Origin of the sequence: Vibrio sp. 10N.286.49.C3 (genome assembly GCF_041469545.1) — a bacterium.
GTDB classification, from domain to species: Bacteria; Pseudomonadota; Gammaproteobacteria; order Enterobacterales; family Vibrionaceae; genus Vibrio; species Vibrio tasmaniensis_A.
Genome location: NZ_JBFRKT010000002.1, coordinates 97,506 through 112,304 on the forward strand (window position 1 = coordinate 97,506; position 14,799 = coordinate 112,304).

20 protein-coding genes and 1 pseudogene are annotated in these 14,799 nt (G+C 45.8%); 18 read left to right on the forward strand and 3 right to left on the reverse strand.

What is annotated here, in order from left to right:
* Nucleotides 1–11: 11 nt before the first annotated feature.
* The 18 genes from AB4180_RS00820 to AB4180_RS00905 all read left to right on the forward strand — a co-directional run bounded on the left by AB4180_RS00820 (nucleotide 12) and on the right by AB4180_RS00905 (nucleotide 11,707).
* Nucleotides 12–1,136, forward strand: a complete 1,125-nt coding sequence (locus AB4180_RS00820; RefSeq protein WP_102249297.1) for a DUF2586 domain-containing protein — start codon at nucleotides 12–14, stop codon at nucleotides 1,134–1,136.
* Between the two features lie 2 nt (nucleotides 1,137–1,138).
* Nucleotides 1,139–1,594 carry a phage protein gene (locus AB4180_RS00825; RefSeq protein ID WP_102249298.1) on the forward strand — a complete coding sequence of 152 codons (456 nt, stop codon included), beginning with the start codon at nucleotides 1,139–1,141 and terminating at the stop codon, nucleotides 1,592–1,594.
* Between the two features lie 27 nt (nucleotides 1,595–1,621).
* Complete coding sequence (locus AB4180_RS00830) at nucleotides 1,622–1,828, forward strand: TraR/DksA C4-type zinc finger protein (RefSeq protein WP_102249299.1); 207 nt, start codon at nucleotides 1,622–1,624, stop codon at nucleotides 1,826–1,828.
* Nucleotides 1,829–1,833: 5 nt separating this feature from the next.
* Nucleotides 1,834–2,043, forward strand: coding sequence for an HP1 family phage holin (locus AB4180_RS00835; protein ID WP_102249300.1), 210 nt, complete (start codon nucleotides 1,834–1,836; stop codon nucleotides 2,041–2,043).
* Nucleotides 2,030–2,620 (forward strand): lysozyme, encoded by a 591-nt coding sequence (locus AB4180_RS00840; RefSeq protein WP_102249301.1) that lies wholly within the window; start codon nucleotides 2,030–2,032, stop codon nucleotides 2,618–2,620. The genes AB4180_RS00835 and AB4180_RS00840 overlap by 14 nt, the downstream gene beginning before the upstream one ends.
* Nucleotides 2,595–2,936 (forward strand): hypothetical protein, encoded by a 342-nt coding sequence (locus tag AB4180_RS00845; RefSeq protein WP_102249302.1) that lies wholly within the window; start codon nucleotides 2,595–2,597, stop codon nucleotides 2,934–2,936. Before AB4180_RS00840 ends, AB4180_RS00845 begins: the two co-directional genes overlap by 26 nt.
* 204 nt (nucleotides 2,937–3,140) lie before the next feature.
* Entirely contained in the window at nucleotides 3,141–3,401 is a 261-nt protein-coding gene (locus AB4180_RS00850) for a putative phage tail assembly chaperone (protein WP_102249304.1), read from the forward strand.
* 41 nt (nucleotides 3,402–3,442) lie between these two features.
* Complete coding sequence (locus tag AB4180_RS00855; RefSeq protein WP_198592246.1) at nucleotides 3,443–3,586, forward strand: DUF6890 family protein; 144 nt, start codon at nucleotides 3,443–3,445, stop codon at nucleotides 3,584–3,586.
* Nucleotides 3,587–3,613: 27 nt separating this feature from the next.
* Entirely contained in the window at nucleotides 3,614–5,500 is a 1,887-nt protein-coding gene (locus AB4180_RS00860) for a phage tail tape measure protein (RefSeq protein ID WP_102249305.1), read from the forward strand.
* Nucleotides 5,500–5,847, forward strand: a complete 348-nt coding sequence (locus AB4180_RS00865) for a DUF2590 family protein (RefSeq protein WP_102249306.1) — start codon at nucleotides 5,500–5,502, stop codon at nucleotides 5,845–5,847. The genes AB4180_RS00860 and AB4180_RS00865 overlap by 1 nt, the downstream gene beginning before the upstream one ends.
* Nucleotides 5,840–7,024: a baseplate J/gp47 family protein gene (locus AB4180_RS00870; RefSeq protein WP_102249307.1), complete on the forward strand. Its 1,185-nt coding sequence runs from the start codon at nucleotides 5,840–5,842 to the stop codon at nucleotides 7,022–7,024. The genes AB4180_RS00865 and AB4180_RS00870 overlap by 8 nt, the downstream gene beginning before the upstream one ends.
* 2 nt (nucleotides 7,025–7,026) lie before the next feature.
* Complete coding sequence (locus tag AB4180_RS00875) at nucleotides 7,027–7,650, forward strand: hypothetical protein (RefSeq protein ID WP_102249308.1); 624 nt, start codon at nucleotides 7,027–7,029, stop codon at nucleotides 7,648–7,650.
* A gap of 14 nt (nucleotides 7,651–7,664) precedes the next feature.
* On the forward strand, nucleotides 7,665–9,053 hold the full coding sequence (locus AB4180_RS00880) for a phage tail protein (RefSeq protein ID WP_102249309.1): 1,389 nt from the start codon (nucleotides 7,665–7,667) through the stop codon (nucleotides 9,051–9,053).
* Nucleotides 9,053–9,598: a hypothetical protein gene (locus AB4180_RS00885; RefSeq protein WP_102249310.1), complete on the forward strand. Its 546-nt coding sequence runs from the start codon at nucleotides 9,053–9,055 to the stop codon at nucleotides 9,596–9,598. The genes AB4180_RS00880 and AB4180_RS00885 overlap by 1 nt, the downstream gene beginning before the upstream one ends.
* Nucleotides 9,599–10,138 carry an adenine glycosylase gene (locus tag AB4180_RS00890; protein ID WP_102249311.1) on the forward strand — a complete coding sequence of 180 codons (540 nt, stop codon included), beginning with the start codon at nucleotides 9,599–9,601 and terminating at the stop codon, nucleotides 10,136–10,138.
* Nucleotides 10,135–10,821 carry a hypothetical protein gene (locus AB4180_RS00895; protein ID WP_102249312.1) on the forward strand — a complete coding sequence of 229 codons (687 nt, stop codon included), beginning with the start codon at nucleotides 10,135–10,137 and terminating at the stop codon, nucleotides 10,819–10,821. The genes AB4180_RS00890 and AB4180_RS00895 overlap by 4 nt, the downstream gene beginning before the upstream one ends.
* Nucleotides 10,812–11,507: a hypothetical protein gene (locus tag AB4180_RS00900; protein ID WP_102249313.1), complete on the forward strand. Its 696-nt coding sequence runs from the start codon at nucleotides 10,812–10,814 to the stop codon at nucleotides 11,505–11,507. Before AB4180_RS00895 ends, AB4180_RS00900 begins: the two co-directional genes overlap by 10 nt.
* 2 nt (nucleotides 11,508–11,509) lie before the next feature.
* On the forward strand, nucleotides 11,510–11,707 hold the full coding sequence (locus AB4180_RS00905) for a hypothetical protein (RefSeq protein WP_102249314.1): 198 nt from the start codon (nucleotides 11,510–11,512) through the stop codon (nucleotides 11,705–11,707).
* 810 nt (nucleotides 11,708–12,517) lie between these two features.
* Here the strand turns inward: AB4180_RS00905 and AB4180_RS22790 are convergent.
* The 3 genes and pseudogenes from AB4180_RS22790 to AB4180_RS00925 form a co-directional block, all read right to left on the reverse strand.
* Nucleotides 12,518–13,513, reverse strand: a pseudogene (locus AB4180_RS22790) (tyrosine-type recombinase/integrase).
* A 38-nt stretch (nucleotides 13,514–13,551) separates the two neighbouring features.
* Nucleotides 13,552–14,373, reverse strand: coding sequence for a hypothetical protein (locus AB4180_RS00920; RefSeq protein ID WP_102249315.1), 822 nt, complete (start codon nucleotides 14,371–14,373; stop codon nucleotides 13,552–13,554).
* Entirely contained in the window at nucleotides 14,370–14,798 is a 429-nt protein-coding gene (locus AB4180_RS00925; protein WP_102249316.1) for a hypothetical protein, read from the reverse strand. The genes AB4180_RS00920 and AB4180_RS00925 overlap by 4 nt, the downstream gene beginning before the upstream one ends.
* Nucleotide 14,799 lies beyond the last annotated feature (1 nt).

The following is a 14,799-nucleotide window of genomic DNA, read 5'->3' on the forward strand; positions in this document are numbered from 1 at the left end:
GGAAATAACCAATGGCAACCGGAAAGGTAGAGGTAAACAACCTCAATTTAGGGCAAGGCGGGATTCCAGAAATTGAACGCCATCTGCTTTTTATCGGCAAGACCGATAAGGCCGAACTACAAGGCAAAGTGACTCGTGTTAATAACATGACCAACCTTGATGAAGTGGTGGCTGATGATGCACTAGGCGCGAACGTGAAAGCGGCGCAGCTTAATGGCAAACAGAACTGGACAGGTGCCATCTTTGGTTTGGGTGCTGATGATACTTGGGCGGCTGCGGTTGATTTAGCCAACAAAACCGATTCGTTCGAAGGGATTGGTATTGTTGATGTTGTGAAAGACAAAGCTGAATTTACAGCCATGCAAGACAAAGCCACCGAGCTGACAAGCAAACTTGGCCGTTGGGTGTTTTTCCTTGCTGCATGTTCTGGCATTGATGCTACCGAAGAAACTGGCCTAGCGTGGGCTGAATACGAAGCGGGTTTACTGGCACTTGTGAAAGATGTGTCTGCCAACATGGTGACGCCAGTGCCACAGCTTAATGGCAACAATTTGGGTGTGCTTGCTGGCCGTTTATGTGATCGCGCTGTCACCGTGGCCGATAGCCCGATGCGCGTAGCAACAGGCAGTTTGCTTGGCCTTGGTGAAATGCCAGTGGACAAGAACGGCAAAGCGTTGGAAATGAGCACGATTAATGTGTTGGCCGAGGCGCGTTATTCGTTGCCGCAATGGTATGCCGATATGGAAGGTGTGTATTGGACGGACGCCACCACACTGGAAGCCAAGGGCGGTGATTACCAATTCCTTGAATACGTTCGCCCTGTTCACAAGATTAACCGCCGAGTACGCATTAAAGCGATTCGCCGTATTGGTGACAAGATTCTGAATTCAACGCCAGTGAGCATTGAAATGAATCGCGATTACTTCAGTAAAGACATGCGTGATATGTCGAAGACCATTGAACTTGGTGGCATTACGTTCCCAGGTGAAATTATGCCGCCAAGTGATGAAGACGTGACCATTGTTTGGCAAAGCAAAACCAAAGTGGTGATTGGTTTAATCGTTACGCCGCATAACTGTCCAAAACACATTGTTGTGAACATCGGGCTTGATCTTAATAACGCTGCGGAGGCTTAACCATGAGTATGCGTATCTCTGGCAAGAACATGCACTTTTCTATGGGTGACTACAAGCTAAAGGCTCAAAAGGTCACGTTGTCTATCACGGATAACTCCGCCGTTAATAAAACCAATGGTGTGCCCGATGGTTATGTTGATGGTGATGTCGAAGCGAGTGGTGAAATGGAGCTAACCACTCAACAATTCAACCAATTGAGCAAAGCTGCAAGACGTGCCGGTTCTTGGCGTGGCATGCCGGACTTCGATGCATTGTTCTACGGAAAGATTGATAAAGACGAATTGAAGATTCAAGCCTTCGGTTGTCGCCTGAAAATCTCTGACTTACTCGATGCCGATTCAAGTGGTGGCAGTGCTTTGGTTCACAAAGTGCCGTTTGAAGTGACAAGCCCTGATTTTGTTCGTATCAACGGTGTGCCGTATTTGCGCCGTGATGAAACTGATGATCTTGGTTGGTAAGTTTTTGCTTAGTAAGTAGGGATTGAAATGTCTGATGTTATTGACCAAGCCTGTGATCTTGAAGCCAAACTCACGGAAGTGGCACTTGCTAACCAGTTGGCAAGGGCTAAGCAAGTTAACCAAAGGGAAAGCGCACATGAATGCGGCGAGTGCGGCGACCCAATTCCAGAACTGCGTCGCCAAAAGGTGCCAGGTTGTCAGTATTGCACACCATGCCAAGCCGCAAGGGAGTGAATAAGATGCAAGATTGGTACGACAAATTAACGGGTTATATCGCGTATTTGATGTCGGCAACGGGTGTGCTGTTGAGTTCAGTAACATTAGAGCAGTGGTATTTCTTAACCTCCATATTTATTGGTTTAGGCGCGTTGTTAGCGAATGTATGGCACAAACGTGCCATGCAAAAAATAGCCAAAGAGAAAGGTGTTTTTATTAATGAAACTAAGTAACAAAATCCTGTGCTCGGTAGTGGCGGTCATGGGCTTAATTACCGGAGGCAATAGCCTTTATGGTGATGAGTTCACAACGTCAGTCGGCCAAGTGGTGATCGAGGGTGAGGCCCAAGGTGAATTGCGTGTTAGCCCTAAAGCGCTGGAAATTACAGGTAATGCGGAAGGTTGCCGACTTGAACCGTACACCTGCCCTGCTGGGTTAGTCACCAACGGAATTGGTAACACTCACGGTGTGCCAGACCAACCCATCACGCTTGAGCAAGTGGCAAAAGATTGGGTGGTTAACCTGCAAGGTGCTGAGCAGTGTGTCGAGTCGGCAGAAAAGGCCGCTAAGCGACCCATGAGCCAAGGGCAATTCGATGCGTTTGCCTCGTTTAGTTTTAACACTGGCTGTTCGCGGTTCATGAAAAATCATGATGGTAGCGCCACGCGGATTTTCACTTACATCAAACAAGGCGACTACGAACGAGCCTGCAAAGAGTTACCCAAATGGGTATATGGCGGCGGTGAAAAGTTACCAGGTTTAATTACAAGGCGAGGGCTTGAATATGCTCGCTGTATGGAAGTGGATTAAGTTACTCGCGGTTGGAACGTTGTGCATCACGGTTTGGGTTTTATGGCTGAAATTGGATGCAAGCCAGTTAAAAGAAGTCGCCTTGGCTGAAAAGCTAAATCGAGCCAAGGCCGATAATGTCGCCAACTTGGCAGTGATTAACACCCTACAAAGTGACGCGGATAAAACGAACCAACTTTTTGTAAGGCGTAAGCAAGAACAGATAGAAGCAGAAGGGAAACTCAATGCAGAAATGGACAAGCTTAAAAAGGAAATGGAAAGCATTGATTGCCATATCCCTGCCGATGTTACTGAGCGCTTGCGCGAGCCCTATTGAAACCGTTTCAACGCAGGTGATCGTTAAATTGCCACCTGCCGGAATGTTGGTCCCATGCTATAAGCCACCTGTAAAAGGTACATGGCCCGAAGTTATCACCGAAGACATTCCAAAGTTAAAAGTCGCCGTTACTGAGTGCGATAAACAAATTGAAGATTATTTAAATTGGCGTGCCGAGCACGAAAGCAAAATAGGAATATCAAAATGAGCAAGATTGTACTGACTGTTGCAGGAATTGACCTTGAATTTACCCCAACATCTGCGGAATACGATGAAGCGCAAAATACCACCATGCAAGGTGATATTAGTGCAGCGGCGCATAACTTCTTGATGAGTTGTGTGAGTGATAGTTCAAAAGATGCGCTGCGTGACATTACCAATGAGAACGCGGGTGCAGCAACGCAGATTTATGGTGCGCTTCTTAAAGAGTACACGCCGAAGCTTGTTATCTCAGTAAAAAAATAGATGCGCTTGTCGCGGCCATTGATGGCAGCGACAGGCAGAAAATGTATGCGTGGCGGCGTAAGTGGCTACCCAATGAATCTGATACTGACCAAAACCTTGCTTATGCGATTTGGTTAGAGACAGACCACTGGGAAAACATGCAAGCCGCCACTGCAAACGGGGTAGCCAAAGCCTTTGGCGCTTAACTTTTATCAGCACAGAGAGAGTTGTTGATGTTACCAGAAGCACTCAGATTTCAAGTTGGATTGATTGACCAGATTTCAAAACCTCTGGGCAGCATTCAGCAACAAATTACCAATGTGTCTGCTACGTATCAAAAAAGCACTCACACGATGGCGGCAGGTGCCGCAGGTATGGTGGGTGCAGGCTTTGCGTTGAAAAATGCGTTGATGCCAGCCATTGAAATGGATAGAAAACTCGGTGAAGTGAAGTCACTGGGTGTTGCTGATGATCAACTAAAAACCCTTGCTCAAACCGCGATGAAATTCTCGGTTGAATATGGCAAGTCGGCTACGGAATTTGTGGCCGCTTCTTATGATATCCAATCCGCGATTGCTGGTTTAGCCGGTGATGAGCTTTCCGAGTTTACAAGAGCTTCGGGTGTGCTTGCGGCTGCAACGAAAGCGGATACCGGAACCATCACCAGTTACGTGGGTACCATGTATGGCATTTTCCAAAACTCTGCCAATGAAATGGGCAAAGCCGATTGGGTGAACATGCTCGGTGGACAAACGGCCAAAGCGGTGCAGATGTTCAAAACCACGGGTGAAGGTATGTCTTCTGCGTTTACTTCGGTAGGTGCAGCGGCGACTTCTGTTGGTGTGGGTATGACCGAACAAATGGCGATTCTTGGCACGTTGCAAGCCACCATGAGTGGCAGTGAAGCGGGTACCAAATATCGTTCGTTCTTGGCGGGTACCGCGAAAGCGCAAGAGGCATTGAACATGCAGTTCACCAATGCCCAAGGTCAGATGTTGCCTATTGTCGATATTCTTAATCAAATTAAAGGCCGTTACGGTGAAACGATTTCCGTGGCGGAAGCGGCAGAACTGAGTAAAGCGTTTGGTACCCAAGAAGCCACCGCCATGATTCAGCTTCTTATGCAAAATACGGATGGTCTTGCCACTTCGATTTCTGAGCTTGGAAAGGTAAAGGGCTTGGATGTAGCCGAGCAAATGGCCGGAGCTATGACCGACCAATGGGAACGGCTAGAGCAAGGCGTGTTTGCGGTACGAACGGCCTTTGGTGCTGCGTTGTTACCTGCATTGCTGCCTGTGATCTCAAGTTTGGCCGATGGTGCAATGGAAATCATCGAATGGACACAGATGTTTCCAAACCTAACCAAATACATTGGCTTTGCTGCCGTTGCGTTTCTGGGCTTGGTGGCGGCAGGTGGCATGTTCACCATGATTACGGGAGCCTTGAAAGCGGCTTGGGCAATGATGACTTTAGGTGTTGGTATTACTAAAACCGTCACGGTTGCCATGTGGGGCTTATCGAAAGGAGTAATGGGCGTTACGTGGGCATTTTTGAAGATGTCAGCGGCGTTACTGGTGAATCCTATTTTCTTGATTGCTGCGGGTGTTGTGGCGGCGATTGCTGCGGTTGGTGCCTTGATTTACTACTGGGATGATCTGAAAGCTTCGTTTGGTGACACGGCTTGGTTCCAAGTGTTAACGGTTTTATCCGCTCAAGTTCGAATGCTGTTTGAAGTGATGAAAGGCGGCTGGCAATGGGTAATGAGTGGTTTCTCTGATACCAGTGGCTTTGATGGCCTGTTCACGATTGTTGATGAAGTTCGCGCTGTGTTCGCCAATCTGTTTGGTTGGATTAGTGAGAGCTTTGGCAGTGTTCTTGAAACGGTGAAAGGTGTGGCGGATTGGATACCAGGTTTCGGCAGCAATGACGAAGTTGAGCCTGTGAGCTCTAAATCTGTGAAAAGTGCGAAACCCTACGCGCAGATTCAACAAGGTGGCGCGGCTAAGAACATTGCAAGCTACCAAACCAGTTCAACCAATTATGGCGGTGTGGCGATTTATCCAACGTACATGAATAACCCACAAGACATGGCAAGTGAATTAGAAATGGCGGCAGGTTAATGGCGGATTATCTTTATCAAGATTTGTTAATCGAAAACGGTGATGTGGTGTTGGATGCAGGTCGAAACCCTATGTTGATTCAAGACCGCGCAGTGATCGCCCAAGATATTAAACACGCCATCATTGAAAGTAACTTAGCTGTAGAGCTGATCGCAGAGCGCAGCCCACCAAAGAAAGCGGATATCCGCACTCGATTGGAATTGTTGGTTGAAGAAGATGTGCGATTGGTGCCGGGAACGGTGAGGCTAGAAGAATCGAGTGATGGTGCGATTTATATTTTTGCTACTACGGCAGATTTTGGCGAAGTAACTTTTGATATTACAACTTCGGAGACAACAAATGTCTGAGATTCCAAAGCCAGATTATAAAGAACTGGTTAAGCAGTCGGGCATTCCTACCGATTCGGCAAGTTGGAAAAAAGTGCTGAAAGAAGAGATGGATAAGGCTGGCAGTGTAATCAACAACGACAGTCGCTTTTCACCTTTTTGGCGCTTGATTGAACAGGCTGTGATTATCGCCACGGTGTGGTTAACCGAGAATTTGTTAATCAAGTTTGTGTTACCAAATACCTTTCTTGCTACTGCCTTTGGTGAATCATTGAAGTTGAAAGCGTGGGAAGTGGATGTGGAGCCGAAAAGCAAAACCAAAGCCAGAGGCAAGATTGTATTTCAACGCGCTGCTTTGAAAGGCCCTGCGTTAATTATCTCAAAAGGTACATGGATTCAAACCGAACCGATTAACGGGAATATCTACCGCGTAAAGGTGCTTGAAGATACCACCATGCTTGAGAATGAAACCACGGTTACGGCATTGGTTGAAGCTGAGTATGAAGGGGCGGCTTATAACCTAGGCGGCGGTTACTACCATGTGATTCCCGTTGCTATATCGGGTATTTCTGCGGCCACCAATGAAGATGATTGGCTAACGAGCGCGGGTGCTGATGATGAAGACGAAGATGAATTGCGCCTTCGTATTCGTAACCAATGGAGTGCTGTGGCGAAATGGCATATTGATGCGGCTTACCGTTCGCTGCTTATGACCAAAGCAGGCATTCAAGACGACAATGTGTATTTTGAGCACAATGCCCCACGCGGTGCGGGTACCGCCAATGCTCTTATTTTGTTGGATACCGGAAACCCATCCCAAGAACTGATCGATGAATTGAACCATGAAATCACAGTGAGCGGGTTACATGGCCATGGTGATGATTTATTGGTTAAGGCTATGCCGGAAACTGACTATGACATTAGTGTGATTGTGTGGCCTCAGTCGACGTTGATAGATGCCGAACGCGACCAGTTGAAAACCGACATTGAAAACATAGTACGCGCTGCTTTCCGTGAGAATAGTGATTACAACGTCACGCGAACGAACCCACAAGGCCGCTTTAGTTTTTCCCGTTTAGAAGGTGAATTGCACGCGCTATTGGTGGGCATCGAGTCTTTGAAGTTTGAGCAAGACGATATTATCAGTGCTTTGACGATTCCGCGTTTATCTTCGCTCACGATTAAGATGCAGGAGTAGCCATGCAGTTACCGTTTGCAGATTTTAAGTATTGGATGAGCCGAGGTGAATTAGCCAAGTTTGCCGTTGCTTTACACAATTATTGGTTAAGAGTTGAAGATGTTTTGCGAATGCCATTGGCTAAGCATGACCCGTTAACGGCTCCAATTGGCATTGTAAAGCTGATGGCTTGGGAGAAAGATATTGAACCACTAGAACGTGAAGATGAAATGATTTTTCGCATTCGAGTGGCAAGTGCTTATTCATTTTCTAGGCATGGCGGCGAAACGGCAGGCTTTAAGGATATGTTTGGCAAGCTTGGTGTGAGTTGGGTGGAAATTCATGAGCGTGAAGACCAAGAACAATGGGACGTTGTGACCATTGAAACGGCTGATGGTGAACTGGCTCAAAAGAACTGGTTGATGAATGCCATGATTCGCCAGTATGGCCGAACGTGTCGCCGTTATCGCTTCAACGTGACGTATCCAGCCACCATGAGAATGTTATCAGCGGTGTTTGGTAACCGTTTCACCATTCATTCAGCCAAGGCCAACAACGAAACCTTAGTTTCTGTTCGTCAAAAACGTATCGAGCATAATCAGCAGGTTTTTACTGCGTCTATGTCACGAGTAGATTTTCAAAAATAAAAGGGGCGAGAGCTATGAGCCAAACGGCCATCCCATTAGAGTTTGAGCAGTACCTTCAAAACAAGATTTCATTAGGTGAACCGACCGACTTGAATGAAATCATTTTTGCGATGATCCCAAACCTCGATTTATCAAAGCCAATTGATAGAACGGTAGGCTTGCCACCATTAGAACAGTGGGTATATCAACAAGATGTCGACCAAGTTGGTAAATCTGGTATTAACTCGGTTGTGTACTCGGTTGTGATTCAAGGTAGCCAAGAGCCGTTCACGTTTAACGCGATGTTCTTGCGTGATAAGAATGTGCCGGATAGCTGTGGCATGGTGGTATACAAAGCCACGGAAACGAAAGAAGTTTCAATGGCGTTGACCAAATCCATGTTGATGCAATTTGACGGGGCGGCAAGTGCGGCCAATGTGACTGTTGATGCGGCTACTTGGCAAATCGACTATCAAGCGCGATTGAGTGGCATGGATGAAGAACACCGTTTGGCGTGTTTGGATAACTACGGCCACACCGCGTTCGTTGATGGTTTTGATGTGACGCGCCATGGTGTCGACCAAAACAAATATTTGGTGGCACCAGGTGTTGTCTATGTCGGTGGTCTTCGCGTTCAAAATGCTTTAGTCGTTGCGCACAATGTTACCCAAAAGCCGACAACGTTGTGGCTTGATGTACATCGTGACGGTACCGCGTTATCTACCCATGAAAACCAGTTCAAGGTCGTCGCTTCAAGTGCTGACTTGGTTGACTACGCGGATGGTGATGGCTTGCAACATTACGTGTGTAAGTTGGCAGGCGTTGAGGCCGATGGTTCGATTGTTGATTTGCGTGTTGTTTCTCATGATCAAAAGCTCATGGAAAATATGGTTGGGATGGTTGTTCCATTTCATACCGCAGGAGAAAAGCGCGGTTGGCTTGATGCTAAGGGCGGGGAGTTTTCGCGAGTGGTAGATAAAACGCTTTGGGATTATGCACAAACAACTGGCTTAGTCATTGCTCAGTCACTTAAAGATTCAGACCCTATGAAATATGCGATGTATTTTGGTGATGGTGATGGTTCAACTACGTTTGCCGTTCCAAATCATCACGCGGGGCATTTCGTGCGCGGCACGCCAAGCGGGGTGGTTCATGGTGAAACACAAGGGGATGCGATTCGTAATATTACGGGTACAACACAGGCTGCCCACGCGCAATTTATCGGAAACCCATCAAGCCCCATAAATGGTGGCGCGTTTTCATCAATACCGAGGCGTCATAATAATGTAAGGGCTGCGTTAGACGGTGGTTCAATGAGTCTTAGTTCTTATGATTTTAACGCGGCAAGGGTCGTTCCAACCTCAAACGAAAACCGCCCGTACGCAGCAAACCTATCAATTAAAATTCATCGAGGTTGGATGTAATGAAAATCGCATATCACTACAACCCAGAAAATAGTGTTTTTTCTGGTCAAAGCTCAGTTAATAAAGTTGCCGGTTACAGCGATTACATTAAACCTCAATGTTCAACGTGGGTTACTCCTCCGGATTTTGATGAAGAAACAGAACAGGCGAAGTTTGATGGTGTTCATCAAAAATGGATTGTTGAATTGAAACTCGTGGAAGTGACCGCATACCACAAACAAACGCAAGAAACCAAACAGTTCGATGATGTGTCTTTGATTTCGGATGATTACACAAAAGAAAAACCATCAACCCAATGGGACGAATGGAATGGTACTGCTTGGATAACAAACCAAAGTAACAAATACATCGCTGAATATGATCAAGTAGACAGTGCTCGCCGAGCTGCTTATCGAAACGTTAGCGACCCGCTTTACATGGAAGCACTGAGAAAAGAAGCGCGTGGCCTAACGGATGATGCTGCCGATTTCAGAAATCAAGCGGATGCAGCGGTTGAACTTATCAAAGTGGAGTTTCCTTGGCCGACTCAGGTAGAGGTAAGTTAAATGCTTACCCTATCGGCTGTTAATCTTCCATTGAAAGGGCTGAAAGTAACGGCCCGTCAAAAGTTAGCCGGACAAGATATGTCCGGCAACTCTGCATCAACCGATCAGGCTGAAACCGGAGACAAAGCTAAAATACTCGTGATATCTGGAACGTTGCCTTTTACCAACGGTAAAGTATTAGGCCAGATTTACACCATGGCAGGGGCTAAGGTCGATGGCGCAAGAACGGTGTATCGAGTTGTTAACCAAACCGCTAAGGCTCTGAGAATCAACCAAGTAAAATTTCAAGGAACCATTACCGCGCAAGAAGATACAAACCTGCGTCAATGGGTGATCAGCTTTGAATTGGTTGAACATTTGAGTGTTGCTGAAAGGGTGGAAAGTCGGCAACCGGCTAAATCTGCAAGTCAGCAAAAAGCGGCAGGTGTTGAGACTCCGGCAGAACCACCAACGGCATCGGTAGATACTCCACCAAACACCGAAGTGGATATGTCTGGGGTTATGGGGTACTTGCAATCATTAGATAGAGCGTTGGCATGAATACACCAGAGTTTTCCATTCAACTGTATATCGGCAGTTCACCAAGAAAAGTCAGCGCTCATCGCCTGACTTTTTCAGATGATGCACCAGGTAGAGCACAGTTGACCATTCAAGGCGAAGCCAATCCAATGCAACAGGTCGCCATTGAGTTGGGGTGGGGTGATAACCTTCGCCGTGTTTTTACAGGGTTTATCGAAAGAGTTTCACCGGATAAGCCAGGTTATGTGGTGGTGTTTTGCAGAGAGCTGGCAGCAGTGCTTTATCATCCGATGAATATTGTTGTTCGACACCCAACGTTAACCCAATTGCTTAGTAACATGACACAGCAAACAGGGTTGCAGTTTGTTGTGCCAGATAAAGCTTATGCCAATAGCGCAATTCCGTGTTTCTACTCTATTGGGAACGGGTACCGCGTATTGGATGAAATAGCGCAAGCCTTTAGCATTTCAGATTACATGTGGCAGCAACAAGGTGACGGGAAGATATTTGTTGGGAGTTGGGCGGATAGCTATTGGGCAGATAAACCCGTAAACATCCCAAGTAATATCATTAACCCACATAAAGAACAGAGAACCGCGACCGTTCCATGTTCACCGCATTTCAAGCCAGGTGTGATCGTTAATGGCCGCAGGTTAGTGACGGTAGAACACAAAGCCACGGAGACAGCTATCACATGGATGTAAAAACAATAAAACGAATCATCTATCGATTATTTCCCGAACTGACTGGCGGCTGGCATTTGCCACAATTGGCAAAGGTTGTGGCATTGCCAGAGCTGCCAACTGAAGGGGATATGTCCGAGCGATTTTATCCGCATTACGCCGCAGATATTCGATTACTTGATAGTAAGTTGGTAGAACGGAAAGATGTGCCGATAATGCAAGCGGTACCATTACCAGTGCCAGGTATAGGTGATCACGCAGGCCGACTTGAACCGCCTGCCGTTGGTGCCATTGTTGAGGTTGGTTTCGCGAACGGCGAACCAGACAAGCCTTTCATTCGCACAGTGTTGGGGCTTGGTTGGAAGTTGCCAGCCATCGAAGTGGGCGAAAGCCGATACCAACAACGCAAAGGTGTCCATCAGCTGATCGACAAAGACGGCAACTTTGAAAGAAAGACAGACCAAGCCGACAAGCTTGAATGCCTAACTCAAAAAATCAAAGTGCTAGAAAATCGAATGGCTGAGATTGGCGGCAACCATACCGAAACCGTCAAAGGTAATAGAACCATCAAAGCCAAGAACATCACAGAAGACGCCGACACCATAAAGTTCAATGGCGGCAAAGGCGTTTGCACTGGCGCAAGCATTTGCCCGTTTATGGGGAAACCGCATGTGGATGTATCAAAAACCGTTTACGCAGGTAAGTAGCAATGGCAATAAGCAAAAGTTCATTAAAGCAAAAGATAGAAACAGAACTGAAAGCCAAAGGCTTCGTGCTTGATGGTGAATTTGCCATGGCAGGAATGATGGCCGAAGCCATCGCCAACGCCGTGGTGGATGAGATAACCCAGAACGCAGAAGTTCAAGCAACAGGTGGCAGCTCTGCCGGAACCTACAAAGTAAGCTAAACCCCACCGCATTCAAACCAAGCGCCCACCATGGGCGCTTTTCTTATATCCGCACCCCAATACCATAACCACAACCTACAGCCACGGAAGGGAGCGTGTAAGTGACGGAATCCGCACTCCTCCTCCCCACCTGCGACACTTTCGATCTGATTTTTTCGCAATTTTGATTTAGTGCAAAACTACGGGGTTAGGCGGTGCGGTGATGATGCTGCAAAGCCTTTTGTGATAAAGGGTTCGGCTTATCCTTGAGGCGTCTTAAAATGGCTTATAGGGCGCCTGATAAAATTTCAATCATCGCGCTTTTTTTCAATAAATTGCGATAATAACGATCTGATAAGATCACGTTTGTTTTTGTAAGTTGTTGAATTTTAATGAATCGCTGAGTTTTTCGTCATGGTTTTAAAGATCTGGTGTCTGTTTTGATGATCTGGTTTAATGGCTGTGAAGCCTTGAGCAATAAGGCTTTGGACTGATTTCCCGTGATTTTGATTTTTTCGAAAGGTTTTGTTTGTCGTGGGTGAAATACTAAGAAGAAATGAAACCCACGGAAAGTGGCAGAAAATAGGGTTTTACGTTGACAAAAATGCGAGGCGTGGACATTTTTGGGGCAATTGAAAGGCTTTTGTTAGTTAAGTTGTTATTATTTAAGGGTTTAAATGGTAGTGCATGATAAGACCACATTTTAAACCACCCTAGCAGGGGGTAGGCTGCATAAGGCTTGGTGGGGCTTATGGGTTTGTCAATAAATGCCAATATTTGTCTATATTGCGAAAATCCGCCGCCATTTTGTCGCCATATTTATGGCGACACTTAAAGGTTGGCTAGAGTTTTTTTTGTGACCACATCTTCTAGGTGATCGGGGGCTAGGTGAGCGTAGCGCATAGTTTGTTTTATGTCGCTGTGACCAAGGATTCTTTGCAGGGCGATAATGTTGCCGCCGTTCATCATGTAGTAAGACGCGAAAGTGTGGCGCAGAACGTGGGCAGCTTGCTGGCTTAAGCGTGGTATGTGTTTCACGATGAAACGATACACCGTGGAATAGCCAATACTAAACAATGGCCCTGAACCTTCCTTATAAATCCCATCATAAAGCTCTGGGCTTATGGGTACCGAGCGATTCTTTTTGCTTTTGGTCTGTGTGAATGTAACTTTGTATTTAGTCAACTGCGCCCCAGTTAAAGTTACAGACTCTCTAAATCGCCCGCCAGCAGCCAAACATAGCTTAATTACTTTGTGTAAATCGTCATGGTACGGATGAGCTTCTGCCGCTTCGATTAGATGCTGCATCTCTTCAACAGTAAGAAACTCCATTTCTTGTTCGTGCAATCTGAATTGGCGAACCTATTGCAATGGGTTTTCGCCTTTCCATTCGCCCATTCGTTTCAGTTCAACAATTACCGCGTTCAATAAATCTTGTTCATTGTTGCAAGTGCGAAACGTAACCTTGGCTTTATTTCCTTGAAGATCGGCCACTTCATCTGCAAGGCGGCGGGTTCGATATTCTGTGAACATTGATGAGGTGAGTTTGTCGTAAAGCGGGTCGCCCATTGCCAACGCTAGAACCTTTAATTTGTTATAGGTGTATTTTGAATGCGCTAAAGATTGACCGTGGCGTTCTTGCCATAGGTCAATCATGTCTAATAAGCTACGGTTTGTCGTCTACTTCGTTCATTGTGAACTTTTCGAACGCAAGTGCTTCGGCTTTGGTAGCGACACGTTTACGAATACGCTACCTTTTCGGCCTTGTGGGTTACATTCGCAGAGCCATGGTTTTTTGTTGTCACGCTCTAGCTTTCTGACAGACACTCTTGTGGGAACTCTTCTTTGTCGTGGAAAGACAAATTCTACTTCTTGACTTCTCTAAATAGGAGTGAAAGAGCGTTTTGAACTTCAGTTACATCTATTGCCTTAGGCGTAACAGATGTGCTGTGGTCGTAGATTTCTCTTAGAGATTCCATCGCTAACCCCTCCCTGACTTTTTTTGCCTGAGTTGCACTTTTATCCATCGGTTTATAGACTAAATTACAAAAGAAGTGACGTATATTAAGGTCAGTTCCTCTATCTAAAGCAATTTTAGCATCAGAAGTATAGGGTTGGTGTTCTAGGAAATCGTGGGATTCAAACAACTTGGTTATATCATCTCGATACTCTACCTCAACCCGTTGTTCAACATATGTTTTCCAAGATCCTTGCTCAGATAGGAAATTTTTCCAATTTTTTACTTTATCAGCAAAGTTGCCACTTTGAATGTATACCAACAAACCAGCTTTTTGGTCCTGTCTTACATAACGGGTGACCAACTGCAAAATACCTTCAAATACTTTATCATTAGTCGTAAGTTTTTTTGCTTCAGCTATCCACTCATGTCCGAAACCTTTTACAACTAAATCTACTGCCCCACCACCTCTTTTTACTTGAGATTCTGCATCAAATAACTCACTAGCGTTAAGCTGTCGTATGATCTCTGATGTAAGTGCGTCTTCGTCCTTCCCAAGCATCTGGTCTGCGTCGTTTTCTATAGCTTGAATATACTTATCGAGTTTTTCGTAAAGTACATAAATAAAATCTTTGTATTCAAGATAGTTCGCAAATGGTAACGCAGCTTTAGCTTGTTTCTCTCTCGGTACTTCATCGTCTAATTTTTCAAAAACATCACCTAGGTTCATCCGTGTCGTAACCTCGGATGAATGAAGCAAGAGAAACCAAGCCTTTTGTTATCGAAATCTTCTAACTCTCTACCTTTTGTATCTACAGGGGCAAGACCGTGCATTTTTGCTTCGAAATATGACTCGGCAGTAATTTCAATTGTTTCGTCGTTACCTTGAGGGAAGTAACAAAATTGAAGAGAAAATATCCAAATCGGTTTCGATGATAGGAAGATTACGCTATCCATTAAACTCGCAAGATCTGTTGTTTTAGATGCATCGATCAAATCAACGATTGTGTAATATGTCTGACTTGGGTGTGATTGTATAAAATCAAGGATACTGTCAATAGGCTCGGAGTTTTCATGTGTCGATGACAATTCTCGAACAATGTTTATTCGCTCACACAATAGCTCTTTGTCTACGCGCCCAGTTTCGTAACTCATA

Excerpts from the sequence above, each read along its gene's own strand:
- AB4180_RS00850 (WP_102249304.1), top strand. The coding sequence starts at position 3,141 with ATGAGCAAGATTGTACTGACTGTTGCAGGAATTGACCTTGAATTTACC.
- AB4180_RS00880 (WP_102249309.1), top strand. The coding sequence starts at position 7,665 with ATGAGCCAAACGGCCATCCCATTAGAGTTTGAGCAGTACCTTCAAAAC.
- AB4180_RS00840 (WP_102249301.1), top strand. The coding sequence starts at position 2,030 with ATGAAACTAAGTAACAAAATCCTGTGCTCGGTAGTGGCGGTCATGGGC.
- AB4180_RS00820 (WP_102249297.1), top strand. The coding sequence starts at position 12 with ATGGCAACCGGAAAGGTAGAGGTAAACAACCTCAATTTAGGGCAAGGC.
- AB4180_RS00825 (WP_102249298.1), top strand. The coding sequence starts at position 1,139 with ATGAGTATGCGTATCTCTGGCAAGAACATGCACTTTTCTATGGGTGAC.
- AB4180_RS00900 (WP_102249313.1), top strand. The coding sequence starts at position 10,812 with ATGGATGTAAAAACAATAAAACGAATCATCTATCGATTATTTCCCGAA.
- AB4180_RS00835 (WP_102249300.1), top strand. The coding sequence starts at position 1,834 with ATGCAAGATTGGTACGACAAATTAACGGGTTATATCGCGTATTTGATG.
- AB4180_RS00830 (WP_102249299.1), top strand. The coding sequence starts at position 1,622 with ATGTCTGATGTTATTGACCAAGCCTGTGATCTTGAAGCCAAACTCACG.
- AB4180_RS00860 (WP_102249305.1), top strand. The coding sequence starts at position 3,614 with ATGTTACCAGAAGCACTCAGATTTCAAGTTGGATTGATTGACCAGATT.
- AB4180_RS00855 (WP_198592246.1), top strand. The coding sequence starts at position 3,443 with ATGTATGCGTGGCGGCGTAAGTGGCTACCCAATGAATCTGATACTGAC.
- AB4180_RS00895 (WP_102249312.1), top strand. The coding sequence starts at position 10,135 with ATGAATACACCAGAGTTTTCCATTCAACTGTATATCGGCAGTTCACCA.
- AB4180_RS00865 (WP_102249306.1), top strand. The coding sequence starts at position 5,500 with ATGGCGGATTATCTTTATCAAGATTTGTTAATCGAAAACGGTGATGTG.
- AB4180_RS00925 (WP_102249316.1), bottom strand. The coding sequence starts at position 14,798 with ATGAGTTACGAAACTGGGCGCGTAGACAAAGAGCTATTGTGTGAGCGA.
- AB4180_RS00890 (WP_102249311.1), top strand. The coding sequence starts at position 9,599 with ATGCTTACCCTATCGGCTGTTAATCTTCCATTGAAAGGGCTGAAAGTA.
- AB4180_RS00905 (WP_102249314.1), top strand. The coding sequence starts at position 11,510 with ATGGCAATAAGCAAAAGTTCATTAAAGCAAAAGATAGAAACAGAACTG.
- AB4180_RS00875 (WP_102249308.1), top strand. The coding sequence starts at position 7,027 with ATGCAGTTACCGTTTGCAGATTTTAAGTATTGGATGAGCCGAGGTGAA.
- AB4180_RS00870 (WP_102249307.1), top strand. The coding sequence starts at position 5,840 with ATGTCTGAGATTCCAAAGCCAGATTATAAAGAACTGGTTAAGCAGTCG.
- AB4180_RS00885 (WP_102249310.1), top strand. The coding sequence starts at position 9,053 with ATGAAAATCGCATATCACTACAACCCAGAAAATAGTGTTTTTTCTGGT.
- AB4180_RS00845 (WP_102249302.1), top strand. The coding sequence starts at position 2,595 with ATGCTCGCTGTATGGAAGTGGATTAAGTTACTCGCGGTTGGAACGTTG.
- AB4180_RS00920 (WP_102249315.1), bottom strand. The coding sequence starts at position 14,373 with ATGAACCTAGGTGATGTTTTTGAAAAATTAGACGATGAAGTACCGAGA.